Here is a 23369-nt window from a genome sequence, read left to right as displayed (position 1 = left end):
CGATTTTGTCCTTTGGGACCAGTTGAAGGCGGTGCGCCCGGACAGCGGTGCCCTGTTTCCATAAATTAGACAAAATCTTCTGTCCCCTGACCCAGTTGAATGGTCCCATTTTCGCCCATCGTTTTGGCAATCATCACTATGGATTTTTGCGCGACCAGGACTTCTGCGAGGCGAGCTGGGCCCTGCTCGGCAATCGCGTCGCGCATCGTGTCGGCGGCGCGTGCCGACATCGTTGCAAAGATGCGTTCGCGCTGCGCCTCTGTAACGCCTTTCATGGCGAGCGCGAGATCGGCGGGGTCGACGGACCTGCAAACCACTCCAAGATCCTTGTCAGCAAGCGATAATATGTCATCGAAGATGACCAGTTCATCCTCGATCCGCTGGCCAAGGATACGATCGCGTTTCATGAGTGCCTTCATAAGTCGTTGCTGCAGCGCCCTTGGCGCATGATTCAGAACCGCTGCGATTGTGGGTACGTTGCTGAGAACGCCGGGCGCAGCCTGACCCCCGGTTCCGATCCATTCGGCCAGCTGGGAATCGGCGAGTGCGAAGGCATCTTCGCTAACGTGCCCGAGCGTTGCTGCCCGGAATAGAATATCTGTCTGCTCACCTTCGCTCAGTTGCGCAATAACGGCGGCGGCGACGTTGGGCGCCATATGCGCAACGAGGAGCGCCACAAATTGGGGGTGTTCGTCACGTGCAATGACGAGAAGATCATTAACTGACAGCCATTTCAACGACGGTAACGGATCAACAAGAGTCTCGGGAATAATCCGCTCGAGCATGGCCGGGGCACGCGCGCTGCCAAGCGCGCGTGTTACCACACCGCTCAGATGACCTCCGACCTCGCTCGACATGGTGGTCTGACCTTTTGCGCCTTCGACAAACCTGTCGAGGGCTGAAGTCACGCGGTTTTCGTTAACATCGCCCAGCGCAAACATCGCGCTGCCGAGACGTTCGATTTCCTGTGGCTCAAGACGCGACACGATGGCCGCAGCCTCCTCTTCGGCAAGCAACATGAGCAGGATGGCTGCTGTTTCGTGCTTTCCCGGCGCGGCGCGCAGTTCATCCATTGTCGGCCTCGCTGACGAGCTGGCGCACAACAAGCGCCGCACGCGCTGGGTTAGCGCGAACAAAATCACGAACCAGCGCAACACGGTCGGCATAGCTTGGCGTTGACTCGATCATGTCGAGCGTCACGCCAGTGGTCGTATTATTGTTCAACTCCTGGCCAATCAGCGTACCGATCTCGGTAAGCCGCGCAGCACTTGCGGCAGCACGACGCTTCAACAACGGGCGCCCGACACCAAAGATCAGCAGTGCGACGACGATGATGGCAGCGACATTGCGACCAATCGTTGGTAGCCATGCATTGTCGTACCACGCAGGCTTATCCACCGTTGCGACCTGGAAGGGACGTGCTGAAACCGTCACATTATCGCCGCGGGTTGCATCAAAACCGATCGCGCCCTTTACGAGGCCATCAAGAGCTGCCAATTCGACACCCGAGCGTTTCTTGGGCCCGTCCCGAAGGGCGACGGCAACCGAGAGACGTCTGACCTGACCACTTGCGGTCTTTGATACCGATACTTCGCGGCCCAGTTCGTAGCTTTTCGATGTATCTTCGGAGGTTCTTCCTGGAGGCGTCACGCCGGGTTGAACACTTTGCGCATTTGCAGCTGCCGTGGTTGGTGTTCCGGGCTGAACGGGCGCGCCGGCCTTTGACGGTGTTAACGACGCGGGCGGTGTGGCCGTCACTGACGATGCTGGCGGTGGCTGGTTCGAGAGCGTGCCCGGTATGCCCACGGCAGGCTGTTCGCCGGTCGCCGAAGTCCAGTGAGACTGTTCGAGCTGCACGGCTCGGCCGCTTTCGGGATAAATTTCCCTGGTCGCCTGCTTTTCATCAAAATCAAGATCGGCATGAACTTCGGCAGTAAAGCCGTCAGGACCGACGATCGGTGACAGAATATGCATGACAGCATCACGGTAACGGGCCTCGACCTTGTTCTGTACGTCGAGCTGACGAGCCGTTTCCGCAGCGAGGGGGTTGCTCATGTCAAGCGAAAGCAAATGGCCTGCCTGGTCGATGACCGTCACGTCATCGGCATTCAAGCCACTCACCGACGAAGCCACGAGATGGACAACCGCCTGTACCTGGGCGTCGGAGAGTGACCGGCCATTAACAAGCTTGACCATGACCGAGGCAGAGGATTTTATGCGATCGCGAACGAAAAGACTTGGCGGTTCGACCGCCAGATGAATCTTGGCCGATTCAACCGCATCGATCGCCTCAACGGTCCGCGCCAGATCGAGTTCGCGTGCGGTCCGGAGATGTTCGCCTTCGAGGGCATGGCTGGCCCCCATCGGAAGGCTGTCCAGTGAGGCGGAAGCGGTGGGTGCCGATTTTGGCAACCCCTGACCCGCGAGAAGCATGCGCGCACGATGATAGTCGTCCCCCGAAACGTTAAGCGTGCCGCTATCGCCATCGATCTTGTATTTGACGCCGGCCGTGTCGAGTGCCGCGGCGACGCCGGCCTTGTCGGCATCGGCGAGCGCTGTAAAAAGTGGGCGCTGCGCCGGCGCGCTGATCGCCATCCAGGCAAACACAGCGGCTAGGGCAACGCCCAGCAACCCGAGCATGGGCAAGCTGCGCCGGACAAGCGGCTGATCAATCACACTGCGCAGCTGGACCAGGCCCGGCAAACTCCCTGCGCCCGGGATGGTGGCGGAAATGAGCTCAGTTGCCATTATGCGGGCATGTTCATGATATCACGGTAAGCCGAGAGCAGCTTGTTCCGTACCTGCAACGTAGCTTCGAACGAAATCGATGCTTTCTGGCGAGCCAGCATGACCGAGGCAATATCGGTCTGATCGCCGCGTTCGAAGGCTTCGGAAGCCGTATTGGCTTTGGCCTGGAGCGTGTTGACCTCGCTCAGCATCTGACCAAAGCCAGCGCCGATCGGCGCAGCAGCGCGCGTGGCATCGCTATCCTTCGCCACTTTCTGGAGCGCTTCACTGCGAGCCAGGACGGCACCGCGCATTGCCATAAGACCCGAAGCATCAATGCCGCTCATCGGACTACGCCTTTCCTAACGGAGGCGGTGCGGGCCCGCTCGAAGATCGAAGGGAACCCGCACCGAGCGATAGCTACCGGGGACCAACCTGACAGCGACCGTTTGGCTTGGTGCGATGCAAGCGCGTGCGGACGACTACTATGGATCGCTTCCGTCATCATCGCCAATTCTCGATCGCTCAACATTTCTGGTCCTTCAAATGTGTACCTGGCCATTTCAGCAAGAGCTGTGCCAAAAGAACATGACCCAGCTCCAAACAGCCCAAATGCCGTGAGCCTCGGTGTCTCGAGAAGAACCAGCCACCGACACATGCCATCCGTCAAAGGGTTGTCGCCAGCGTCATAAAAATGGCGGGCTAAAGCTTTCGGCACAGACGCCGTTACCAAAGCTGTGGCGATGCGGACGAGCTCCGGCCGCCGGGCACATGAAAGGGATCTACATGACTTACATCGGTACCAACATCGCTGCACTGCGCTCGCAGAACGGCATCAATTCGGCAAACCTGGGGTTGCAAACTTCCATGGAGCGTCTCTCGACAGGTAAGCGCATAAATAGCGCCAAAGACGATGCTGCCGGGCTGGCCATTGCCAGTCGAATGACATCACAGGTGCGAGGCCTCACCGCCGCCATGCGCAACGCCAACGATGGCATCTCGCTCGCTCAGACTGCTGAAGGCGCGATGGGCGAAGTTTCCAACATGCTGCAGCGGATGCGCGAACTGGCAGTCCAGTCGGCCAGCGGCACCAACTCTGATAGCGACCGCACGGCGATCCAGGCCGAAATTACACAGCTCATCGCCCAGACAGACGACATCGCCAGCAAAACGACTTTCAACGGCACCAAGCTGGTTGATGGATCGGCGACCGCGTTGTCGATCCAGACGGGGCTTAATTCGGGCGACACAGTGACGCTTGCCATTGCGTCGGTCAAAACGAGCGATCTCGGCATTGCAGCGATTGATCTATCGACGGCAACAGGCGCGTCGGCGGCGCTCGCGCTCCTCGACACTGCAATCAACACTGTCGATGCCGGACGCGCAAATCTCGGCGCAGCGCAGAACCGCTTTGAGGCAACAGTCAGCAACCTGACCTCAACTGTAACGAATCTGACCGAGGCCCGCAGCCGTATTGAAGATGCCGATTTCTCGGCTGAAACGACGCAGCTCGCCAAGTCGCAGATCCTCAGCCAGGCGGCAACGGCAATGCTGTCACAGGCGAACAAGAGCCAGCAGGATGTACTGAGCCTGATCCGCTAAAACGGTTTCCCGGCCTGCAGAAGGATGGTCCCCGAACCAGGTCCGGTGAACGGGCCCCGACGTAACCCCACCCCGTCGGGGCCCAACAACCTTTATCCACCTCCTCAAGCGGCATGGGCAAGCACTTCGCTCGCTCGTGACGCTTTTTTTGGTCAGGCGCCGATCGACGCACGCAATGTCTCGAGCGCGGATTTCTTGATCTGACAGACCCGCGATGGGCTAATGCCCAGCGTTTCGCCGACCTCCTCGAGATTCATTTCCTCAACAAAATACAGTTGCAGAACCATGGCCTCGCGTTTGGGAAGCTTACTGATGCCATTCGCAAGTGAAGCTTGAAGCTGACCCCGCTCCATTGCGACATCGGCACCGTCTCCTGCATCGGCAAACCACATCGAATGATCGGAATAGAGTTCGTCGATGGACTCATGGCGCACCGACTGAGCCGCTTCAGCCATCGCGCGATAGACGGTGAGGTCGAGACCGAGAAGACCGGCTATCTCAACGTCTGTCGGCGTGCGTCCGAACTGTCGTTCGAGGTGCATCCGCGCCTTTTCGATCTCGCGGCGCTTGACCATCGCTGCGCGACCCTGGGTCGCCTGACGGCGCAAAGTGTCGATCATAGCGCCGCGAATACGCAGGCCCGCGTATGTCGCAAACGCGTGGCCACGGTTCTCGAAGGCGCGGGCAGCCTCAATAAGGGCAATCATACCGCTCTGGATCAGGTCCTCTATGTCAATCGCGTTCGAGACCCGACCATGAACATGCCAAGCAAGCTTGCGGACCAGTCCCATATGCGCACGAACAAGCTGGTCGGGGTCGGGACGTTTATGCTGGGTATAGGTCAAAACGTCCGCGGGATCGCTTAACGCCATGAATGATCTCCCTGGTTGCTTGTGAGTGCTGAGGGTGCGACACCTGCTGAGCCGACAACCGCGATCACATCCACGGCTTTTGTGTCGGGAATTTCGAGAAACGATAGCACCGGCGTTTCGGGGAAATGCGGCCGCAGGAGACGCGACAGAGAAGCGCGCGCGGTGGGTGAAGTGACAATTGCAAAGCTGCGCGCGCTTGCCATCATTGGGGTTGCCGCCTCGTTGACCGCGTTGACCAAGCGTGTCGAAAGCGCCGGTTCAAATGGATACTCAGCGTCGGGTCCGACCTGCAGCGCCTGCGCGAGCAGAAGTTCGAGGCCCGGGTCGAGCGTGATCGCTGGCAGTGGCATGCGCGCGGGCACGATGGTCTGGACGATCAGTGCGCCAATTCGCTGACGAACGGCTTCATGCAAGGCCCTGGGGTTTGCCGCAAGTGGCGCGCTTTCGACCATGGCCAGAGCAATGCGTTTAAAATCCTTGAGTGGTACGCCTTCGAGGAGAAGGCTGCGGCACAAGGCGGCAATCGCGGGCAGGCCGAAGGGCAACGGCGTCAGGCCTTTGGCGAGTTCGGGCGCGCTTTCCTTGAGCCCTTCGATGAGTTTTTGAGCTTCGTCGATTCCAAACAGATCAGCGGCGCCGATGACAATCGCGCGGTTTAGATGCGTTGCGATGACGGTCGGTGCATCGACAACGGTATAGCCCGCGCTGATCGCCTCCGAACGAAGGTCAGCCGAGACCCATACGGCGTCGAGTCCGAACGTCGGATCCTTGACGGCATGTCCACGGACCGGCGCTTCGATGTCACCGCTGTCGAGCGCGAGAAAATCATCGGGGAAAACCTCATCCTCGCCAACGACGATCCCCGACAGAGTAAGCCGGTAGATATTGGGAGCCAAGGACATGTCGTCCCGAACCCGAACCAGTGGCACGACAAAGCCGAGTTCGCGCGATAACTGGCGGCGAATGGCGGTAATCCGGGCCATCAGGGGAGCGCCACGGCGTTCATCAACCAGGCCGATCAAAGCATAGCCGATTTCCACGCTCAGCGCCGCCTCTTCCTGAAGGTCGCTCCATTCGATGATATGGGTCTGCTGTGCCGGAAGCGCGGGCACAATGATCACGCCGTGCTTTTCACGCTTTCGCAATTGCCAGGCTAGGGCCCCTGTGCCGAGCGCGGCTGGCAGGACAATGAAGTGTGGCATCCCAGGAAGTATGCCGAGAAATCCTAATATGGCCGCAACCGGAATCCAGGCACTAGATTTGCCGAACTGAGCTGTAACCTGTCCGGCAAGGTCGAGCGGCGATGAAACCCGCGTAACAATGGCAGCAGCGGCAATCGAGAGCAGCAGCGCCGGCACCTGGGCGACCAGAGCGTCGCCAATTGCCAGCAATATATATGTCTTTGCTGCGTCCTGCAGCGATAGGCCATGCGACAGGGTGCCCAGCACGATTCCGCCAATAATATTGATCGACAGGATCATCACCCCAGCGACCGCATCGCCCTTTACGAATTTCGATGCACCGTCCATCGAACCATAAAAATCAGCCTCAGTCGCGACTTCCTGGCGCCGCGCCTTGGCTTGTTCAGGTGTCATCAGGCCTGCGTTCAAATCGGCATCAATTGCCATTTGCTTGCCAGGGAGCGCATCGAGTGTGAATCGCGCGGAGACTTCGGATACGCGCCCCGCCCCCTTGGTAATGACAACAAGGTTTATGATCATCACGATCAGGAACACGAATATCCCGACAGCCCAGTTGCCCGCGATCACAAACGATCCGAAGGCCTCGATGACGTGGCCAGCCGCCGCTTCGCCTTTGTGCCCAGCAACCAGTACCACGCGGGTCGATGCCACGTTGAGCGACAGCCGCAGCAATGTCGTGAAGAGCAGGACCGTCGGGAACGACGAGAATTCGAGTGGTTGGGCTGCGTTCAGAGCGATCATCAGCACAGCAAGCGAAATTGCGATATTGGCGATAAAGCCGATGTCGAGAATGATGCTCGGTACAGGGACGATCATCAGGACAACAATGGCAAGTGTCATGATAGGCAGGATGGCGCCACGGGCCGTGGCGCCCCAGAGTGCAATTATGGTTTTGGACGGCATCATGCCTGAATTCCCAGTGAAGCGAGCATCAGATAGGCCAGCCGGGCACTTTGCGGTGCAACGGCAGACATCGGCGACTGGATCGATTGCGTGTCGGCGCGTGCCCATTGGACAGGCGCTGTTCGTGGCGACAGCGCAGGAGCGGCTGGCGTTTCGTCTTCGAAGCGAGCGGCGAAGCGCTGACGAATATCTCCAAGCGAGCGCATTGCACCCGCCCGGTCATAAAACACGGCATGATTGGCACGCGCGGCAGCTGGGAACAGCGTCGCCGCCGGTGTCGAGGGATTGTCGTCATGAGCCTGCAGGAACTTTCCCGCACCCGCTGCTCCCAGGAAATGCGCAAGATACAGATCGACCTGCTGAACCGGATGACCCAGACGCTGCGTTAGATAAGCGCTATTGTCCGAGGCCGAGGCAGCGGCCATCGCCGATGCCGCTTCCGGATTTCGGCGAAGCGCGAGGATGGCATTGCGCGTGGTGGGATCGGCGACGCGATACCGTCCATCCGAACCGCGGCTGATGGCCGAAGTCGCCCAACCCAGACCGTGATCTGCGCCGTGTTTGGCGACAATGTTCAGCCAGCTTTGCTCGACGAACTGGTAAAGTCCCGATGCGCTTGAGGTGGAGGCCTGCGCATCAGGATTAAGGCTGCTTTCAAGACGCGCCTGATGGACAAGATAAGAAAAGCCAACGCCGGTCCGAGCAGAAGCCATCGCGATCGCGTTCTGGACGCGCGCCATACGCGCTTCATTTGCAACCGTCGAAACCATGACACTCCCCAAGATTCAGGGAGTGATCAGCAACTCTCGTGCCAATTATGTTTGGCCGGTGGACCAGGCGGTATCTAAGTCGCATATGGAACTCGTAACCGTCGACTGTCGCGGAGAAGGACAGTGCCATGACAGGATGCGGGGCATAAGGTCGCCGCTATCGGGTGGCCCAAAATTTGCGTCCGACGCACAGAAAGACCGCGTCGGCCGCTCTGGCAAAAATCCTGTTGAGACCATAGGATAATGTCATGCGCACCGACCTCGATCACCTGCCGCCCGCCAAGCAGCGCGAACTCGAGCGTATCGTCCAGATCCTGTTTGAGGAATTCGGCGATGCGACCGCAATTGCAACCTCGGCGTGGAAGAAGCAGGCACGCATCGCCAAGATTTTTTTGTATGGCAGTCATGCGCGCGGCGGCTGGATCGATGAGCCGCATACCGCGAAAGGATATCAATCCGATTTTGATCTGCTCATTGTCGGCAATCACGAGAAGCTGACCGATCGCGTTGATTTCTGGGCGACCGCCGAAGATCGGCTCAACCGCGAACTCGCGATTACAAAGACGCTCCGAACCCCGGTCAACTTCATCGTCCACACGCTTGCAGAGGTGAATGCGGGGCTATCGGACGGCCGCTATTTCTTCATAGACATCGCCCGCGACGGCATCGCGCTCTACCAGAGCGATGCGACCGATCTGCCTGAGCCCAAGCCCAAGACGCCCGAGCAGGCACTCGCCATGGCACGCGAGTATTTTGACGAATGGCATACCGGCGGAAATAGCTTCCAAAAGGGGTTTAGATTTTTTGTTGGCGAGCGTGACTGGAAAAATCGGCATTCCTTCTCCATCAAGCCACCGAGAGCTACTATCACTGCGTCCTGCTGGTCTGCTGCTTCTACACGCCTTTATGCCGCGCGTCACACTATGCCGAGTGAGCGCAGAACTCCTCAGTTTGCGAAGGGTTTAGCTTTAATCGGCTCGGCATAGTTTTAGGCTTGCCACTGGTCACGGAGACGGCGAGAATCCGGGGGTGCGAAAAGACGTCGATCATCTTCCTATAGTCCAGCAAGAAGAGCTGGTGCGCGTGCAGCAGATATTGCTGGATGAATTTGCCGTTGCGATCTCGTGCGCGACGCAGCCCTGGAAGAAGAACGGAAAGATCCAGAAAATAATCTTGTTTGGTTCGTTTAGCCGAAATGACTGGGTCGATGAACCGTCGAACGGATACCAGTCGGACCTCGATATCCTGGTGATCGTTAGTCACAAAGATCTGACCGATGTTGCCGAATACTGGTATGTCGCGGAGGATAAAATACAGCGTGACGCGGCGATCGCGCGCCCTGTGAATATGATCGTCCACACTCTCGAAGAGGTGAACCATGGGCTGACGCGTGGCGAGTATTTTTGGGTCGACATCGCGCGCGATGGCATCGCTCTGTATGAATTACCCGGCGTCGTGCTCGCGACCCCAAAGCCGCTGACGGCGACGGATGCGTACGAAATGGCCAGCAATTATTTTAAGGAGCAGCTTCCTGCGATTGATCGCTGGATGAAGCTGGCCGCTGTCTCCTCAGCTGAAAGCAAGGACGATAGCGCGTGGAGCAAAAACGCAGCGTTCAACCTGCATCAGGCAGCGGAAACTGCCTACATATGCTTCTTGCTTGTTCGCACTCATTACGTTCCGCGGTCGCACAATATCAAGTTTTTGTGCTCGCTTGCGGAAGACAAGGAGCCGCGGCTCATCGACAGCTGGCCACGTGCGACCAAGCTGGACCGGCGGCGCTTTGAACTTGCAAAACGCGCCTATGTCGAGGCCAGGTACTCGACCAACTACGAGATCAGCAGCGACGATCTCCTGGCCATCACGGATGCGGTGCACGACCTTCGCGACCGGGTCGAGGCGATGTCGCGCGACTGGCTCGATGCGCTGCGCGCGAAAGCCGGCATCGGGTCATAAGCCATCCAGGAAGGCGAGCAGCCGGTCCCCGGGTTTGTCCTCGATTGATGTTGGGCCCGGTCCAAAATCGTGAGCCCGTTCTCCATCTTATCGGGGGCAACCAACCTTCCAGCAATCTCGAATCAGAGGCCATCGGTCAGCGCTCCCGCGATTACGTCATGTTCGTGCTCTGGTCGACTGCTGCCACCCCGCTCGAGGTGGCAAGATAGATCTTTGCACGCTGACGCTGCTCCACCACGCCGTGACTAAAGGTCGCAATGCGCCCGAATGGCACAGCGATTGCCTTCCTAAGCCTATATCTCGAGGTTACCGAACTCGAGACAAAAGCACGCGGCCGTCACGCCGTTTCCTGATCCAGTTTGTCCTGCGTGCGCGTCTCGAAGTCGCTTGCGGTATGCCGCTCGCGCAATTGCTCGGCAGGATCACCATTGACCCGGTTGACCATCCGCCCGCGCTTGACCGCAGGCCGCTCGGCAATCGTACCTGCCCAGCGTAGGACGTGCTTATACTCATGCACCGAGAGAAATTCGGCGGAATCACCATATGCATTGCCGAGGACGAGCGCGCCATACCAGGGCCATGTCGCAATGTCGGCGATGCTGTAGTCAGTGCCGCCCAGATAGGTGCTTTCGGCAAGCCTGCGGTCGAGCACGTCGAGCTGCCGCTTCACCTCCATCGAAAAGCGGTCGATCGCATATTCGATCTTGATAGGCGCATAGGCGTAAAAATGGCCGAAGCCGCCGCCGAGATAGGGGGCGCTGGCCATCTGCCAGAACAGCCAGGACAATGTCTCGGCACGCAACACTGCATCCGTTGGCAGGAACGCGCCGAACTTTTCTGCCAGATAGGTGAGGATCGCGCCGGATTCGAAAACGCGCACCGGCGCCGCGCCCGAACGATCGAGCAATGCAGGGATTTTCGAGTTGGGGTTGATATCGACGAAACCGCTGCCGAACTGCTGGCCCTCATTGATCCGGATGAGCCAGGCATCATATTCGGCCCCGCTATGGCCGAGCGCGAGCAGTTCCTCGAGCAGGATGGTGACCTTCTGTCCGTTCGGTGTGGCGAGCGAGTAAAGCTGCAGCGGATGACGACCGACGGGCAAATCTTGATTGTGCGTCGGGCCGGCGATCGGACGGTTGATGTTGGCGAACTCACCGCCATTTGCCTTGTCCCAGACCCATACTTTTGGCGGTGTATAGGTTTCGTTGTCCGCCATGCTGCTCTCACAAATAGCCTTAGTTTCGACAGTCTAACCGCTATCGTGCGCCAAGTGACTAAAGATATGCTGTCTCCACGTTAGGAAAAATTCCTTTGCCAGCGGCTACTCGGGATCATCGTGGCTCCCGATGCTTTCAGGATGGTACGATGTCCCGACTTTTGTCGACGCCAGAAATCAAGGCGCCCTCCCCCCCTTTGAATGACCCGGACGCTGAGCAAACCATGATCCGCACAATCCTCAAAATGGGCGACCCCCCGCTACTGCAAGTCGCACGATCGATCGAGGAGCGCGATGTGTCCGCGCTTACGGGGATTATCGCGGACCTCTACGAGACGATGCACGCCGCCAATGGTGTCGGGCTTGCCGCGCCCCAGGTCGGGATCGACCTGCGCCTCCTGATCTTCGGCTTTGAATCGAACCCGCGCTTTCCCAACGAAAAGCCTGTGCCGGCTACCACGCTTATCAATCCCTGGCTCGAAGTTCTGACCGAGGAGACCGAAGACGGCTGGGAGGGGTACCTGTCAGTGCCCGGCATGCGTGGGCTTGTGCCCCGCGCGACGCATATCCCCCTCTCGCTTGGCAAATAGACCGCCCGATTTATTGAAAAATTGGCCCCGACGCGGGTGGGGATGCATCGGGGCCTTGCCGAACCGGCTGGCGGGGGACCAACCCCAAAATCCGGTTCGGTATTCGGTTATTCTGTTGATCCTGAAGTAATTCCGACGACGCTCAGGCGCTCGATTGCCAGCACGTCTTCTTCAGAGTGGGGAGTGCCATAATGACGCGACGACGGCGCAAGAGGCCTGTCATGTCTTCAACGCGCTGTGCGGTTGCGCCAAGCGATCCCGACAGAGTATCGAGCATGTCGCGACTTTCGCTAACCGTGAGCGCATGCGCCAGCGGACTTACCCCTTCGATAGCCTTGGTCATGACGGCCACGGCTTGGTTGACGGCATCGGTGTCATTTTCGTCGAGTGCCTGAAGAAGGCGCGCGTTTGCAAGCGTCAGATCCTGGAGCACCGCGACTGAAGTCATTTGTCGGCCGCGAGGTAGGATTCGATCATGCGCGCTGCAATTTTGTCGGGCTCAACCGGGTAGCGCGCTTCGGCGATCGCGGCGCGCACCGAGTTGACCAATGCCATGTCGAGCGGCGCACCGCGAGAAGCAATCATGGCGACCGCCGAAGGTGTCGCCATCGCGGGCTCCGCTGCCGAAACCGGTTTGGGCGCGCTTGTCGGCACCGCTTGCGCGGTGGTTCGGTGCAACGTCGCCGGATCCAGTGGCTGTGCGGCGCCAAGCCTGATTATATCGACCATCACGTCATCTTCCCAAATATACAAACTCAAGAACGGCAGGATACGCAAAAACTTAAATTAAAAAATTCGTATGGTGCCCGGATCGGTGAGCTGGCCAACGATTGCTGGACCTGCAGGCGTCATCTTGACCTTGACACGATCGCCGACGCGACCATCGCTATCGGCGATCCCGGCGCTGACGACACTGAAGCTATCGGCACCCGTGACGACGGTCAGAGTATCGCCTCGCCTGACGACAATCGGCCCCATCGTATCCGTACGCGCGTGCGCCGCAGGAAATGTAAGCAGAGCACGAAGCCGCCAACCAAGGCTGGGGCATCGTACGATAACGCCACCTGCTACCGGAGGTTCTAACACGAGCGTCTCCGGGCAAGGCGCCAGCTTAATTCGTCGATCAATAGGTGTGGCGGTCGCGCCGGGGGGAGCGACGAGGCTACTGCGGCGTCGACGGTGTCAAGATTCTGCCACCCGTCGGCAAGAGCAATATGGGGTATCAGGAGCAAACCGAACGCGGCATGTCGAAATTTTGACGTCATCGAGCAAATCCTTGGTTGTGCCCTGCCCAACCAGCATCTTCCGTGCCAACGCCTCAATTGGCCAAAACCCTTAGATATTAGCCATATTTCTGATCACAAAGGGCAACGCGATACATTTGGCACGCTCTTTGCTGAGTATCCGACATCGCTGGTCTGATACCCGACTTAGCGACTTTTGGGGGCTTGTCCGATCATGGCAGAAGATGCACTTTTTGGGATACACGGCACAGCGCTCGCGCTGCGCTCGCAGCGTCTGACGATGCTAGCCTCCAACATCGCCAACGCTGCGACGCCTAACTATAAAGCGCGCGACATCGACTTCAAAACTGCGATGGGCCTCGCCCAGCAAGGCAGCGATACGGCGTCGGCAATCCGCTACCGCCTGCCCGTCCAGACATCGCTCGATGGTAACACCGTCGAATTGCCGACCGAACAGACAGCCTTTGCCGAAAACGCCGTTCAATATCGCACGACATTGGCTTTTCTCGACAGCCGCATCGCCAGCATCACGCGCGCATTGAAGGGAGAATAGTCATGGCGATGAACGTTTTTGACATAGCCGGACGAGCGATGTCCGCGCAACTTGTCCGCCTCAACACCACGGCATCCAATCTCGCCAATGCGGGCTCGGTATCGGGAACCGAGGCCGGTGCCTTTCGCGCCCTCAAGCCGATCTTTCGCGCGGTGGGCGATCAGCCCGGGGTGGCCACGGTTCAGGTCGACAGCGTGATCGCATCGAACACGCCCGCGACCCGGCGCCATGAACCCAATCATCCGATGGCCGACAAGAACGGCGACGTCTGGGAAGCCGGCGTCGATTCGACAGCAGAAATGGTCGAAATGATCGAGGCCGCACGCCAGTATCAAAACAATGTGCAGGTTCTTGAAACTGCAAAATCACTCACTCTTGACACTTTGAGGATCGGTAAATGACCACAACAATAGACACAAGCGGGCTGACAGCACTGAACGCGACGACAAAAGCAACAGGATCCGCTGCACTCGACCAGAACAGCTTTCTGAAGCTGATGACAACGCAATTGAATGCCCAGGATCCTTTCAATCCGATGGATAACTCGCAGATGGTTGCACAGATGGCGCAATTCTCCAGCGTCGCGGGCATTACCGAGATGAATGCATCGCTGAAAGCGATCGCGGCACAACTCGACACCACGCGGGTCGCCGATGCGGCGGGCTGGATCGGAAAAAGTGCTCTGGTTGCTGCAGACTTCGTAAACAAGGGCACTACGGGCACCTATTCGGGCCAAATCAACCTCGATACCAAAGCCGATAGCGTGATTGTCGACCTCCTCGACAAGAACGGCCTGATCCTCAACACTCAGGATCTTGGCGGCGGCACGGGACCGATGCCATTCCATTGGGATGGAAACACCACCGGCGATGCACTCCGCGTCCGCGTAACCGCCAAGAGCGGCACCACTACCGTCGCAACCACGACCAATGTCTGGACACCGATCACGGCCGTTCAGTCCCCCGGCAGCGGCACGAGCCAGCGGCTCGTGACCCCCAACGGCCTCATCGCACCGAGCGCTGCAATCTCACTCAGCTAACAGGAGATCATTCATGTCCTTCAACACATCGCTCACTGGTTTGAAAGCCGCACAGTCCGACCTTTCGACGATTTCAAACAACGTCGCCAACGTCGGCTCGAACGGCTTCAAGAAGAGCGTCGCCGCCTTTGGCGATCTGTTTGCGTCGTCCCCGACACAGTCAACCCAGCAAATCGCCGGGCTCGGCACGCATCTCCAATCAATCAAGCAGCAGTTTACCCAAGGGACGCTGACATCGACAGGCAAAACGCTCGATCTGGCGATTGCAGGCGAGGGCATGTTCATCGTCAAGGGCGACCCACCGCGTTCGGAAACCAGTTACACGCGTAACGGTGCCTTTTCCCCCGACAAGGACGGCAACGTGCTCGACGCCACTGGGCAAAAGCTTCAGGTGCTTCCGGTCGATGCCAGTGGCAATGTCACGGGAACCGGCCTTGGCGATCTGACAACGCTCCAACTTCCGGCGAGTAAACCCGGTGATCCGACCGTGGCCCTGGCCAATATCTCTATCGGTCAGGACGGTCTTGTAACGGCCACCTATGCCGATGGTACAAGCGGCATGCTCGGCAAGGTCGCCATGGCAAGTTTTCCGTCGGAAGACGGTCTGAAACCCATTGGCGACGCCCATTGGCAATCGACCGGCAATAGCGGGCCGCCGATGATCAATTCAGCCGAAAACGGACCGCTCGGATCGATTCATTCGGGGGCTCTCGAAAGTGCCAACGTCGATGTGACCGAGGAATTGGTCGCCCTCATCGGCGCACAACGCAACTTTCAGGCCAATGCCAAAGCTCTCGAAACCGAGGGCACCATTATGTCTTCGATCATTAACCTGCGCGTCTGATCATGGACAAGCTGATCCACACCTCGCTGTCGGCCCTACGATCGGCGATGGCCCGACAGGCGGTAACGGCCAGCAATCTCGCAAACGCCTCGACAACGGGCTTTCGCGCGGAAATGGCCAGCGTTCGTCCGGTCTGGCTGACAGGTGCCGGATTGAACGACCGCGCCTTTGCGTCCGAAGAAGTCGTGTCCGCCGACATGCAAGGGGGAACGATCACGCAAACTGGTCGGCCCCTTGATGTCGCGCTTCAGGGCGATGCACTGCTGAGCGTGCAGGCCGAAGATGGGGACGAGGCCTATACACGGCGCGGCGACCTAACGGTCAGCGACAGTGGCTTGCTCACAACCGGTGATGGCCATCCCGTGCTGGGCGAGAATGGTCCACTGACCATTCCTCCGGCCGACAAGGTTTCGATCAATGCCGACGGATCGGTATGGATGGTACCTGCCGGAGGGGATGCCAATCAGCCTCAACTCATCGACCGACTGAAACTTACATCGCCCACAGGGTCTGATGTCGTCAAGCACGTCGATGGGCTATTTCGCGTTCGCGGCGGCGGCGCTCTGCCCTCCGATCCCGATGCCAAACTGACATCGGGATCGCTCGAGGGCTCGAATGTCAACGCGACGACAGCGCTCGTTGACATGATCGACGCCCAGCGAGCCTGGGACACCCAGGTCAAGCTGCTGACGACTGCCCGCGATCTCGACAGCGAGACCGCTTCGCTCATGAAATTGCCGAACTGAGGAACTGATCATGGCCAATGCTGCACTTCAAGTCGCCCGGACCGGGCTTGATGCCCAGAACACGCGCATGCGCGTCATCTCAAACAATCTGGCAAACGTGAACACGACCGGTTTCAAGCGGGATCGCGCCAATTTCGAGACGCTGGCCTATCAGTCGATCACGACACCAGGAGCACCTTCATCGGCCGACAACAAATATGCTGTGGGTCTCTCCCTCGGCTCGGGCGTCAAGATGACAGGAACCGCCAAGATCGACACGCAAGGATCATTCACGACAACCGACAATGCCCTCGACCTCGCAGTCGAGGGTGCAGGATATTTCCAAGTCCAGACTCCCGACGGCAAGACCGCCTACACGCGCGCGGGCAATTTCAGCAGGTCTTCAGAGGGAGCGATCGTAACCTCGTCGGGTTTGCCGGTCCTGCCTCCTATTACCATCCCGAACGGGGCGTCGTCGATCACCGTCGGGACCGATGGAACCGTATCAGCCACCGTCGATGGTGCGGTCTCCGAACTTGGCAAGATCGAGACCGCACGGTTCGTCAATCCCGCCGGTCTTGAATCAGTCGGTGGTAATTTGCTGCTCGAAACACCCGCGAGCGGCGCGCCTCAGGCGGGCGCGCCCGGTGTCGATGGCCGCGGCAATATCCAATCGGGCTCGCTCGAAGCCTCAAACGTCAATGTCGTTGAAGAGTTGGTCGACATGATCGAAACCCAACGTGCGTATGAGGTCAATTCCAAGATGATCAGCGCGACCGATGAAATGCTGAAATATGTCAATCAACAGCTCTAGGCCTGCAGCCATGGTCGCGGCACTGACCCTCCTCACCGGGGGCAAGGCCCCTCCCCAAGATTTCGGACCCACGCTGGCAAGCCGCCCCCTCATAACACCCGCCAACGGCGCTATTTTCCAGGCATCGGGAGGCTATTCGGCGTTAACCAGTGGCGCGCGCGCAGGCGCGGTGGGCGACATCCTCACGATCGCGCTCGTCGAGCGAACGCAGGCGACCAAGTCGGCGACGCAGACGGCAGGACGCGACGGCAGCATCGGTCTCAACCCGCCAACCTCGGGACCGCTCGCCTTGTTCAGCGGATCCGACGTCGCCATGAGCGGTTCACAGGCGTTCAAAGGCGCGGGCCAGGCCGCACAGTCAAACGCTCTGACTGGCGAAATCAGCGTCACTGTCGTTGCGGTCTATCCCAATGGCACGATGCTCATCCGCGGCGAGAAGAATGTGACGCTCAATCGCGGCGACGAAACCATCCGCCTTTCAGGGCTGGTACGCCTCGTCGACATCGGTCCCGACAACCGTATTCCATCGACACGCGTCGCCGACGCCAAGATTACCTATACCGGCAAGGGAGAAGTCGCCCGCGCCAGTCGGCAAGGCTGGCTGCAAAAAGTCTTCAGTATCGTGAGCCCATTCTAATGCGCTATTTTCTTGCTTTCATCGCTCTTGTCGCGACCCCGGCACTCGCCGACCGGATCAAGGACCTGGGAACATTTCAGGGCATCCGCGAAAATCAGCTGACCGGCTATGGCCTGGTCGTTGGGCTCGCAGGCACGGGCGACGACAGTCTCGACTATGCTACCCAGGCTATGCGCGGCGTGGTCAGCCGCTTCGGCCTGACGCTTCCGGCTGGCGTAAATCCGGCGCTCAAAAATGCGGCTGCGGTGCTCGTTACCGCCGAACTTCCGCCCTTTGCCAAACCCGGACAGCGGCTCGATATCACGGTTTCGGCGCTCGGCAAGGCCAAGTCGCTGCGCGGTGGCACGCTCATCATGCTGCCGCTACGTGGCGCGGATGGCGAAATCTATGCGATGGCGCAGGGCAATCTTGCGGTTGGCGGCCTGGGTATTGAAGCTGCCGATGGATCGAAGCTCACCGTCAACGTTCCGAGCGCCGGACGCATCCCCGGCGGGGCAACAATCGAACGGACGGTGGAAAGCGGTTTTGCCACCGCGCCCGGACTCCAATTTGACCTGTCCGAAGCCGACCTGACAACCGCACAGCGCGTTGCCGACGTCATCAATCTGCGGCTCGGTGGCAGTCGCGCACATGCCATCGACGGTGTGTCGATTGCGATCGATGCCCCCATGGGCGCAACCGCGCGTGCCGCGCTAATGTCGACCATCGAAAATATCGACGTCAAACCGGCGGATGCGCCTGCGCGCGTTATCGTCAACGCCCGAACCGGCACCGTCGTCATCAACGGTGCAGTCAGGATATCGCCAGCAGCGGTTTCACATGGCAAGCTGACAGTGCGTGTCGATGAGGATCCGAGGGTGATTCAGCCCGCACCTTTCTCGCAAGGCCAGACCGCGATTCAACAATCCAGCACAATAGCCGTTGAAGAGACCAGGAACCCCATGTTCAAACTCGCTCCAGGAGCTTCGCTCAGTGATATTGTGGCTGCGGTCAACAAGATCGGCGCATCGCCGGCCGACCTTGTCGCCATCCTCGAAGCGCTGAAGCAGGCCGGTGCCATGAAAGCGGAGTTAATCGTGCTATGATCGCGCCAGTATCCAAAGCAGCAGCAACAGTTGCGGCAACGCCGCTGGTCAAGGCGGCCAAATCCTTCGAAGCTGTCTTTTTACGTCAGATGATCGGAGCGATGCGCAGCCCGTCGCTTGGTGAGGACGTGTTCGGTTCGAATGCAAGCAACCAGTTTCGCGACATGTCCGATGCCAGGCTGGCGGATTCAATGGCGGGAAAATTCGGGATCGCGCAGATGCTTGAAAAACAGTTTAAGGATCAAGCGAAATGAGCGGCGATCTGCTTGCGATCGGCGCTTCCGCAATCCGCGCCTACCAGACGGCACTCGGGGCCGTCGGTGACAATGTCGCCAATGCCCAAACTGTTGGATATGCGCGCCGCACAACGCAGCTCACCGAAGGTAACGCGAGTTCGAAGCCCAATATTCTATATACGAATTCGACTTTTTTCGGCGGGGTGGATGTCGCAGCGATCAATCGCGCAACCGACATGTTTCGCACCAGTGAGTCTCGAATCGCGGCATCGGCGCACGGCTCGGCGGCGGCGATTTCGAACTGGATGACCGTTGCCGAAAACGGACTGGACGATAGCGCGACAGGCGTTGGCGCTTCGCTTGCCCAGGTTTTCGCAGCGGGCAACACGCTCGCTGCAGATCCGGCATCGCGGTCCTCGCGCAGTGCGTTTCTGACGAGCATAACCCAGACTGCCCAGGTCATAAGCACCAGCGCGGGCGACCTTCAGCGCGCCTCGGTCGGCATTGGCGATGCAACCCGCGTCGCTGTCGACGCGCTCAACGCAAGTATGAGCAGCTTGGCAACCGTCAACCTAGCGATCCGGCATACGCCGCCGGGAACGACAGGGTATAACGAGCTGTCCGATCAGCGTGACAATTTAATCGACACGATCGCACAGCGCCTTGACGTGACCGTGACGGTCGCCCCCGACGGTTCGGCAACACTCGCCAGTGGAAACCAGCCTTTGGTTACAAACGGCACCGCCGCGCAGATGCTTGCAGTCACAGCCTCCGACGGGCGGCTCAGCTTCAGTATCGCCAACACCCCGTTCACGCCGATAAGCGGCGAACTTCAGGGGTTGGCGACAGCTGCCAACACCGTTGCGGACCGGCGCGCATCGCTCGACACCGTTGCCAGTGACCTCACCACAGCGCTCAACCAGTGGCAGGCGACAGGGCAAACGCCGGCCGGGACGCCCGGCGTCGCTCTGCTCACGACAACCGGTGGGGCCCTTGGTCTCAGCGCAACGGTATCCAATCCCGATCTTGTCGCAGCGGCAACGACCGGTGCTGCCAATGGTAACGCCCTTGCGCTGTCAGATCTGCGTGCATCAAGCGGCGTCGAGGCAAGTTGGGCAAACATCGTGAGTGCTCAGGCGCAAACGACGGCGACTGCGAAAACGGCTGAAGCCTCGACCGCCGCGCGGCAGAGCACCGCCGACGCAGCACGCGATAGCGTTGAAGGCGTCGATCTCGATCGTGAAGCCGCCGACATGCTGCGATTTCAGCAGGCCTATCAGGCGGCCGCGCGAGTCATTCAGGCGGCCAAAGATACAGTCGACGCCATCATGAAGATCAGCTGATGATAAATGGAACACGCTTTCGCATCGATACCGACATTGCGCGCCAGACGGCCCTGTCAGCGCGTATCGCCCGCGGGCAGTCGGATATCTCCACAACCATGCGGTTGCAGAGCGCCTCGGACGATCCTGCAGCATCCGCACGGATTGCGGTGCTGCGCGGAGAGGCTATCGACGCGGTCGCCTGGAAAACGAACATCGGTGCGGCGACCGCGCTCGCAGCAAGAGTCGACAGCAATCTAGGCAACGTCGGTACGCTATTGGTGCGCGCACGCGAACTGGTGACGAGCGGCGCAAGCGACACGCTCAGTACTTCAGACCGCGCGTCCATCGCATCCGAATTGGCGAATCTCGCGGACCAGATCGACGGTCTTTCGGCTGAAACCGATTCCAGCGGAGCCCGGCTCTATCCGAGCGGCGCGGCTTTGCAGATCCCCATGGGTAAAAACCTGACGCTAACCGCTACGACGACCGTGAGCGATGCGTTTACTGTGACGCTGCCATCCGGGGCGCTCGACATTGCAACGATTCTGCGCAATGCGGCGGCCGCCATGTCGGGGTCCACTGCGGCGCGGGCCGCGGCGGTTAGCGATGTTGGTGCCGCATCGGACCATATTTCGGCCGTCAATGGCGAACAAGGTATGCGCGCGGCGCGCATCGACGCGGTCGCAAATCGGCTCACAACCGTATCGACCAATGGTACCGAAGAGCTTTCCTCGCTCCAGCAAACCGACGTCGCCGCGACAATTGCGCATATCTCGGCCGACCAACTCAGCCTCAACGCCGCACAGGCCATTTTCGCCAAGGTCAACAAGCAGACGCTTTTCGACCTTATTGGATAGGCTGAAGCGAGCATCGGTACACAAGATCGATCCCATTCCTAAAGTTTGGCGGCGTCCGTCCGTTAATTAAGACACGCTCAACGCTTTCAATTCAGCACAAGGACCAACGCTTCATGTTTCCAGCCATTGGCCTTCTCGTTCTGCTGGCGATGGTTTTTGGCGGTTTCGCAATCACCGGCGGCAATCTGATGCCTGTGTTAGAGGCGCTGCCGCACGAGATGTTGATCATCGGGGGTGCCGCCGCCGCATCGCTGATCACCGGCAATTCAGGTGCTCAGCTGAAGGCGCTTGGTGGCGGCGTGGCCAAGATCTTCAAAGGTCCTTCCTGGAAGAAGCAGGACTATCTCGACACTATTTTTCTTGTATCGCGCCTCATGAAGATGCTCAGGATTGAGGGACCTGTCGCCGTAGAGCCGCATATCGAGGATCCTAACGCATCGACCATCTTCAACGAGTATCCGCGGTTGCTGAAAGACAAAACGCTTATTCATCTAATCACCGACACGCTACGCCTTGTTGTTATATCTTCCGGGCTGCTCGATCCACACGCGGTCGAAGACGTCATGGATAATGCGATCAAAACGCATCACCACCAAGCGATGGGTCCAGCCGACAATCTTCAAAATCTGGCCGATGCCCTTCCCGCGCTCGGAATCGTCGCCGCAGTGCTCGGCGTCGTAAAAACGATGGGATCGATCGATCAGCCGCCCGCCGTTCTTGGAGCGATGATCGGCTCAGCGCTTGTCGGCACGTTCCTAGGTGTGCTTCTGGCTTATGGCGTTGTGGGACCATTTGCGACCAAGGCGCGAGCCGTCCTTGAAGAGGATGGTGCGATCTATGGCGTGGTCAAACAGATTATCGTCGCTTCGCTTCATGGACATCCGCAGGCACTGGTCATTGAAGCCGCGCGCTCGGGTCTGGCGCACAGTGTTCAGCCGAGCTTTGCTGAGGTATTTGATGGTATGCGCGGAAAATAATGGCCAAGCCACCTGTCAAACGCGGGGTTAACGAACCGCCCGTCCGCCCGATCATCGTCAAGAAGATCATCGAGGCCCCGCATGCTGGGCACCATGGCGGCGCGTGGAAAGTCGCTTATGCAGATTTCGTAACGGCGATGATGGCATTTTTCCTGTTGATGTGGCTCCTCGGGGCGACAACCGAGAAGCAACGCAAGTCGATCGCTGACTACTTCTCGCCAACGCTTGTCGAGATGCGCCAGAACAGCGCGGGTTCGAACGGGCCGTTTGGCGGCGATTCAATTACGGCAAAAGACAATTACCCCAATCGCGCCAGTGGCGTCGGCAATCGCTCAATCACGATCCCCAAGGATTCGACGGGCGGTGCGAACATCATGGGCGGCGACCCAAAGGCCGCCGACCGCAAAAGATTTGAAGACCTGAAGCGCGCGCTTCAGGTCAGGATCGATTCCAAGGCCGGAATGAAGCGGCTCCTGAAAAATATCCGCTTCACCGATACGCGTGACGGCCTTCGCATCGACATCGTCGATGAAGCCGATTTCGCGATGTTCGCCTCTGGAACCGATCAACTGTCTCCGCAAGCGCGCGATCTTGTATCCGAAGTCGCCAAAGTCGTCGCCGATGTGCCGAACGATCTGATCGTGCGGGGCCATACAGATTCAATTCCCTATGGCGTCCGTGGTACAAGAAACAACTGGACGCTTTCGACCGCACGCGCCGAAGCCACGCGGCAAGCTCTTCTTCTGGCCGGCGTGGCAGCGCCGCGCTATGCGCGGATCGAAGGCGTCGCCGACCGCGAGCCCTATGTACCTTCAGATAGGCTCGATCCTCGCAACCGGAGAATGTCGATCACCCTGACCTGGTCACGGTGACCTGAAGGGCAAAACCCGAAAATCCTTAAAGGTGCTAACGTCCAAACAGTGGTATTTTGCAAGAACCGCCCGCCAATCCGGGGAAAATAAACCGATTAGGGGCAAATTTACGCCCTGCCCTTGCGCCACTCGACCACGGTTTTCCCATCAAAAAAGCGGCTGAGTGCGATAATTTGTGAATCCCAGATGTTAACCATCCCCGTATTGGGGCGATTCCGAAAGGTTTTGTCATCCTTGTTTTCTAATAATCCACGAACCGAACGAGATCGATTGTTCGGGGTGGGGCGAACGACAATCATGACCATATCAAGCATCAAGAC

Annotated in this window: 26 protein-coding genes and 2 pseudogenes; 17 read left to right on the top strand and 11 right to left on the bottom strand. The window is 59.0% G+C overall.

What is annotated here, in order from left to right:
- Window positions 1-65: 65 nt before the first annotated feature.
- From D3Y57_RS04170 to fliE, 3 genes are read right to left on the bottom strand one after another with little or no spacing between them, the layout of a single operon-like run.
- Window positions 66-1073 (bottom strand): flagellar motor switch protein FliG, encoded by a 1008-nt coding sequence (locus D3Y57_RS04170; RefSeq protein ID WP_162986938.1) that lies wholly within the window; start codon window positions 1071-1073, stop codon window positions 66-68.
- On the bottom strand, window positions 1066-2748 hold the full coding sequence (gene fliF / locus D3Y57_RS04165; RefSeq protein ID WP_121151613.1) for a flagellar basal-body MS-ring/collar protein FliF: 1683 nt from the start codon (window positions 2746-2748) through the stop codon (window positions 1066-1068). Before fliF ends, D3Y57_RS04170 begins: the two co-directional genes overlap by 8 nt.
- Entirely contained in the window at window positions 2748-3074 is a 327-nt protein-coding gene (gene fliE / locus D3Y57_RS04160; RefSeq protein ID WP_121151611.1) for a flagellar hook-basal body complex protein FliE, read from the bottom strand. The genes fliF and fliE overlap by 1 nt, the downstream gene beginning before the upstream one ends.
- A 439-nt stretch (window positions 3075-3513) precedes the next feature.
- Here fliE and D3Y57_RS04155 point away from each other — a divergent pair, with 439 nt between their 5' ends.
- The gene (locus D3Y57_RS04155; protein WP_121152110.1) at window positions 3514-4329 is read left to right on the top strand and encodes a flagellin N-terminal helical domain-containing protein; all 816 of its coding nucleotides are present in this window, start codon (window positions 3514-3516) and stop codon (window positions 4327-4329) included.
- Between the two features lie 152 nt (window positions 4330-4481).
- Here D3Y57_RS04155 and D3Y57_RS04150 read toward each other — a convergent pair whose 3' ends face one another.
- Genes D3Y57_RS04150 through D3Y57_RS04140 form a run of 3 tightly spaced genes read right to left on the bottom strand, consistent with a single transcriptional unit; the run spans window position 4482 to window position 8076 of the window.
- Window positions 4482-5201 carry a sigma-70 family RNA polymerase sigma factor gene (locus D3Y57_RS04150; protein WP_121151609.1) on the bottom strand — a complete coding sequence of 240 codons (720 nt, stop codon included), beginning with the start codon at window positions 5199-5201 and terminating at the stop codon, window positions 4482-4484.
- Window positions 5192-7309 (bottom strand): flagellar biosynthesis protein FlhA, encoded by a 2118-nt coding sequence (gene flhA / locus D3Y57_RS04145; protein WP_121151607.1) that lies wholly within the window; start codon window positions 7307-7309, stop codon window positions 5192-5194. The genes D3Y57_RS04150 and flhA overlap by 10 nt, the downstream gene beginning before the upstream one ends.
- Window positions 7306-8076, bottom strand: a complete 771-nt coding sequence (locus D3Y57_RS04140; protein WP_121151605.1) for a lytic transglycosylase domain-containing protein — start codon at window positions 8074-8076, stop codon at window positions 7306-7308. The genes flhA and D3Y57_RS04140 overlap by 4 nt, the downstream gene beginning before the upstream one ends.
- Before the next feature lie 248 nt (window positions 8077-8324).
- Here D3Y57_RS04140 and D3Y57_RS04135 point away from each other — a divergent pair.
- Window positions 8325-8980, top strand: a pseudogene (locus tag D3Y57_RS04135) (nucleotidyltransferase domain-containing protein); the annotation flags it as partial.
- Window positions 8981-9153: 173 nt separating this feature from the next.
- Window positions 9154-10032, top strand: a complete 879-nt coding sequence (locus tag D3Y57_RS04130; RefSeq protein ID WP_239025731.1) for a HEPN domain-containing protein — start codon at window positions 9154-9156, stop codon at window positions 10030-10032.
- A gap of 337 nt (window positions 10033-10369) precedes the next feature.
- On the opposite strand, the gene yghU is transcribed toward D3Y57_RS04130, so the two are convergent.
- Window positions 10370-11251 carry a glutathione-dependent disulfide-bond oxidoreductase gene (gene yghU / locus D3Y57_RS04125; RefSeq protein ID WP_121151601.1) on the bottom strand — a complete coding sequence of 294 codons (882 nt, stop codon included), beginning with the start codon at window positions 11249-11251 and terminating at the stop codon, window positions 10370-10372.
- Window positions 11252-11475: 224 nt separating this feature from the next.
- Between yghU and D3Y57_RS04120 the strand changes: the two genes are divergently transcribed.
- Window positions 11476-11841, top strand: coding sequence for a peptide deformylase (locus tag D3Y57_RS04120; RefSeq protein ID WP_121151599.1), 366 nt, complete (start codon window positions 11476-11478; stop codon window positions 11839-11841).
- Window positions 11842-11983: 142 nt separating this feature from the next.
- On the opposite strand, the gene D3Y57_RS04115 is transcribed toward D3Y57_RS04120, so the two are convergent.
- The 3 genes from D3Y57_RS04115 to D3Y57_RS20020 are packed head-to-tail and all read right to left on the bottom strand — an operon-like array spanning window position 11984 to window position 12927.
- Window positions 11984-12289, bottom strand: coding sequence for a hypothetical protein (locus D3Y57_RS04115; RefSeq protein ID WP_121151596.1), 306 nt, complete (start codon window positions 12287-12289; stop codon window positions 11984-11986).
- On the bottom strand, window positions 12286-12570 hold the full coding sequence (locus tag D3Y57_RS04110; RefSeq protein WP_239025820.1) for a flagellar biosynthesis anti-sigma factor FlgM: 285 nt from the start codon (window positions 12568-12570) through the stop codon (window positions 12286-12288). The genes D3Y57_RS04115 and D3Y57_RS04110 overlap by 4 nt, the downstream gene beginning before the upstream one ends.
- Before the next feature lie 57 nt (window positions 12571-12627).
- Window positions 12628-12927, bottom strand: a complete 300-nt coding sequence (locus tag D3Y57_RS20020; protein ID WP_162986936.1) for a flagella basal body P-ring formation protein FlgA — start codon at window positions 12925-12927, stop codon at window positions 12628-12630.
- A gap of 369 nt (window positions 12928-13296) precedes the next feature.
- Here D3Y57_RS20020 and D3Y57_RS04100 point away from each other — a divergent pair, with 369 nt between their 5' ends.
- The 13 genes and pseudogenes from D3Y57_RS04100 to D3Y57_RS04040 all read left to right on the top strand — a co-directional run.
- Window positions 13297-13638, top strand: coding sequence for a flagellar basal body rod protein FlgB (locus D3Y57_RS04100; protein ID WP_121152109.1), 342 nt, complete (start codon window positions 13297-13299; stop codon window positions 13636-13638).
- An 8-nt stretch (window positions 13639-13646) separates the two neighbouring features.
- A complete protein-coding gene (gene flgC / locus D3Y57_RS04095) occupies window positions 13647-14039 on the top strand; it encodes a flagellar basal body rod protein FlgC (RefSeq protein ID WP_430738999.1) in 393 nt (130 codons plus the stop codon).
- On the top strand, window positions 14036-14677 hold the full coding sequence (locus D3Y57_RS04090) for a flagellar hook assembly protein FlgD (protein ID WP_121151586.1): 642 nt from the start codon (window positions 14036-14038) through the stop codon (window positions 14675-14677). The genes flgC and D3Y57_RS04090 overlap by 4 nt, the downstream gene beginning before the upstream one ends.
- 13 nt (window positions 14678-14690) lie before the next feature.
- The gene (locus tag D3Y57_RS04085) at window positions 14691-15521 is read left to right on the top strand and encodes a flagellar hook-basal body complex protein (protein ID WP_121151584.1); all 831 of its coding nucleotides are present in this window, start codon (window positions 14691-14693) and stop codon (window positions 15519-15521) included.
- Window positions 15522-15523: 2 nt separating this feature from the next.
- Complete coding sequence (locus tag D3Y57_RS04080) at window positions 15524-16267, top strand: flagellar basal body rod protein FlgF (protein ID WP_121151582.1); 744 nt, start codon at window positions 15524-15526, stop codon at window positions 16265-16267.
- 10 nt (window positions 16268-16277) lie between these two features.
- Window positions 16278-17060 carry a flagellar basal-body rod protein FlgG gene (gene flgG / locus D3Y57_RS04075; protein WP_121151580.1) on the top strand — a complete coding sequence of 261 codons (783 nt, stop codon included), beginning with the start codon at window positions 16278-16280 and terminating at the stop codon, window positions 17058-17060.
- 10 nt (window positions 17061-17070) lie between these two features.
- Window positions 17071-17697 (top strand): flagellar basal body L-ring protein FlgH, encoded by a 627-nt coding sequence (locus D3Y57_RS04070; RefSeq protein ID WP_239025730.1) that lies wholly within the window; start codon window positions 17071-17073, stop codon window positions 17695-17697.
- Window positions 17697-18782 carry a flagellar basal body P-ring protein FlgI gene (locus D3Y57_RS04065; protein WP_121151576.1) on the top strand — a complete coding sequence of 362 codons (1086 nt, stop codon included), beginning with the start codon at window positions 17697-17699 and terminating at the stop codon, window positions 18780-18782. The genes D3Y57_RS04070 and D3Y57_RS04065 overlap by 1 nt, the downstream gene beginning before the upstream one ends.
- Window positions 18779-19036, top strand: coding sequence for a rod-binding protein (locus tag D3Y57_RS04060; protein WP_121151574.1), 258 nt, complete (start codon window positions 18779-18781; stop codon window positions 19034-19036). Before D3Y57_RS04065 ends, D3Y57_RS04060 begins: the two co-directional genes overlap by 4 nt.
- Entirely contained in the window at window positions 19033-20361 is a 1329-nt protein-coding gene (flgK, locus tag D3Y57_RS04055) for a flagellar hook-associated protein FlgK (protein ID WP_121151572.1), read from the top strand. Before D3Y57_RS04060 ends, flgK begins: the two co-directional genes overlap by 4 nt.
- Window positions 20361-21200 carry a flagellin gene (locus tag D3Y57_RS04050; protein ID WP_121151570.1) on the top strand — a complete coding sequence of 280 codons (840 nt, stop codon included), beginning with the start codon at window positions 20361-20363 and terminating at the stop codon, window positions 21198-21200. Before flgK ends, D3Y57_RS04050 begins: the two co-directional genes overlap by 1 nt.
- Window positions 21201-21313: 113 nt before the next feature.
- Entirely contained in the window at window positions 21314-22177 is an 864-nt protein-coding gene (gene motA / locus D3Y57_RS04045) for a flagellar motor stator protein MotA (protein ID WP_121151568.1), read from the top strand.
- Window positions 22177-23046, top strand: a pseudogene (locus D3Y57_RS04040) (flagellar motor protein MotB); the annotation flags it as partial. The gene motA and the pseudogene D3Y57_RS04040, both read left to right, overlap by 1 nt.
- Window positions 23047-23156: 110 nt before the next feature.
- Here D3Y57_RS04040 and D3Y57_RS20015 read toward each other — a convergent pair.
- Entirely contained in the window at window positions 23157-23366 is a 210-nt protein-coding gene (locus D3Y57_RS20015; protein WP_205590053.1) for a hypothetical protein, read from the bottom strand.
- Window positions 23367-23369: the final 3 nt, after the last annotated feature.

Source organism: Sphingomonas paeninsulae (assembly GCF_003660165.1).
GTDB lineage: Bacteria > Pseudomonadota > Alphaproteobacteria > Sphingomonadales > Sphingomonadaceae > Sphingomonas_O > Sphingomonas_O paeninsulae.
This window is presented reverse-complemented; position numbering and strand designations above follow the sequence as displayed.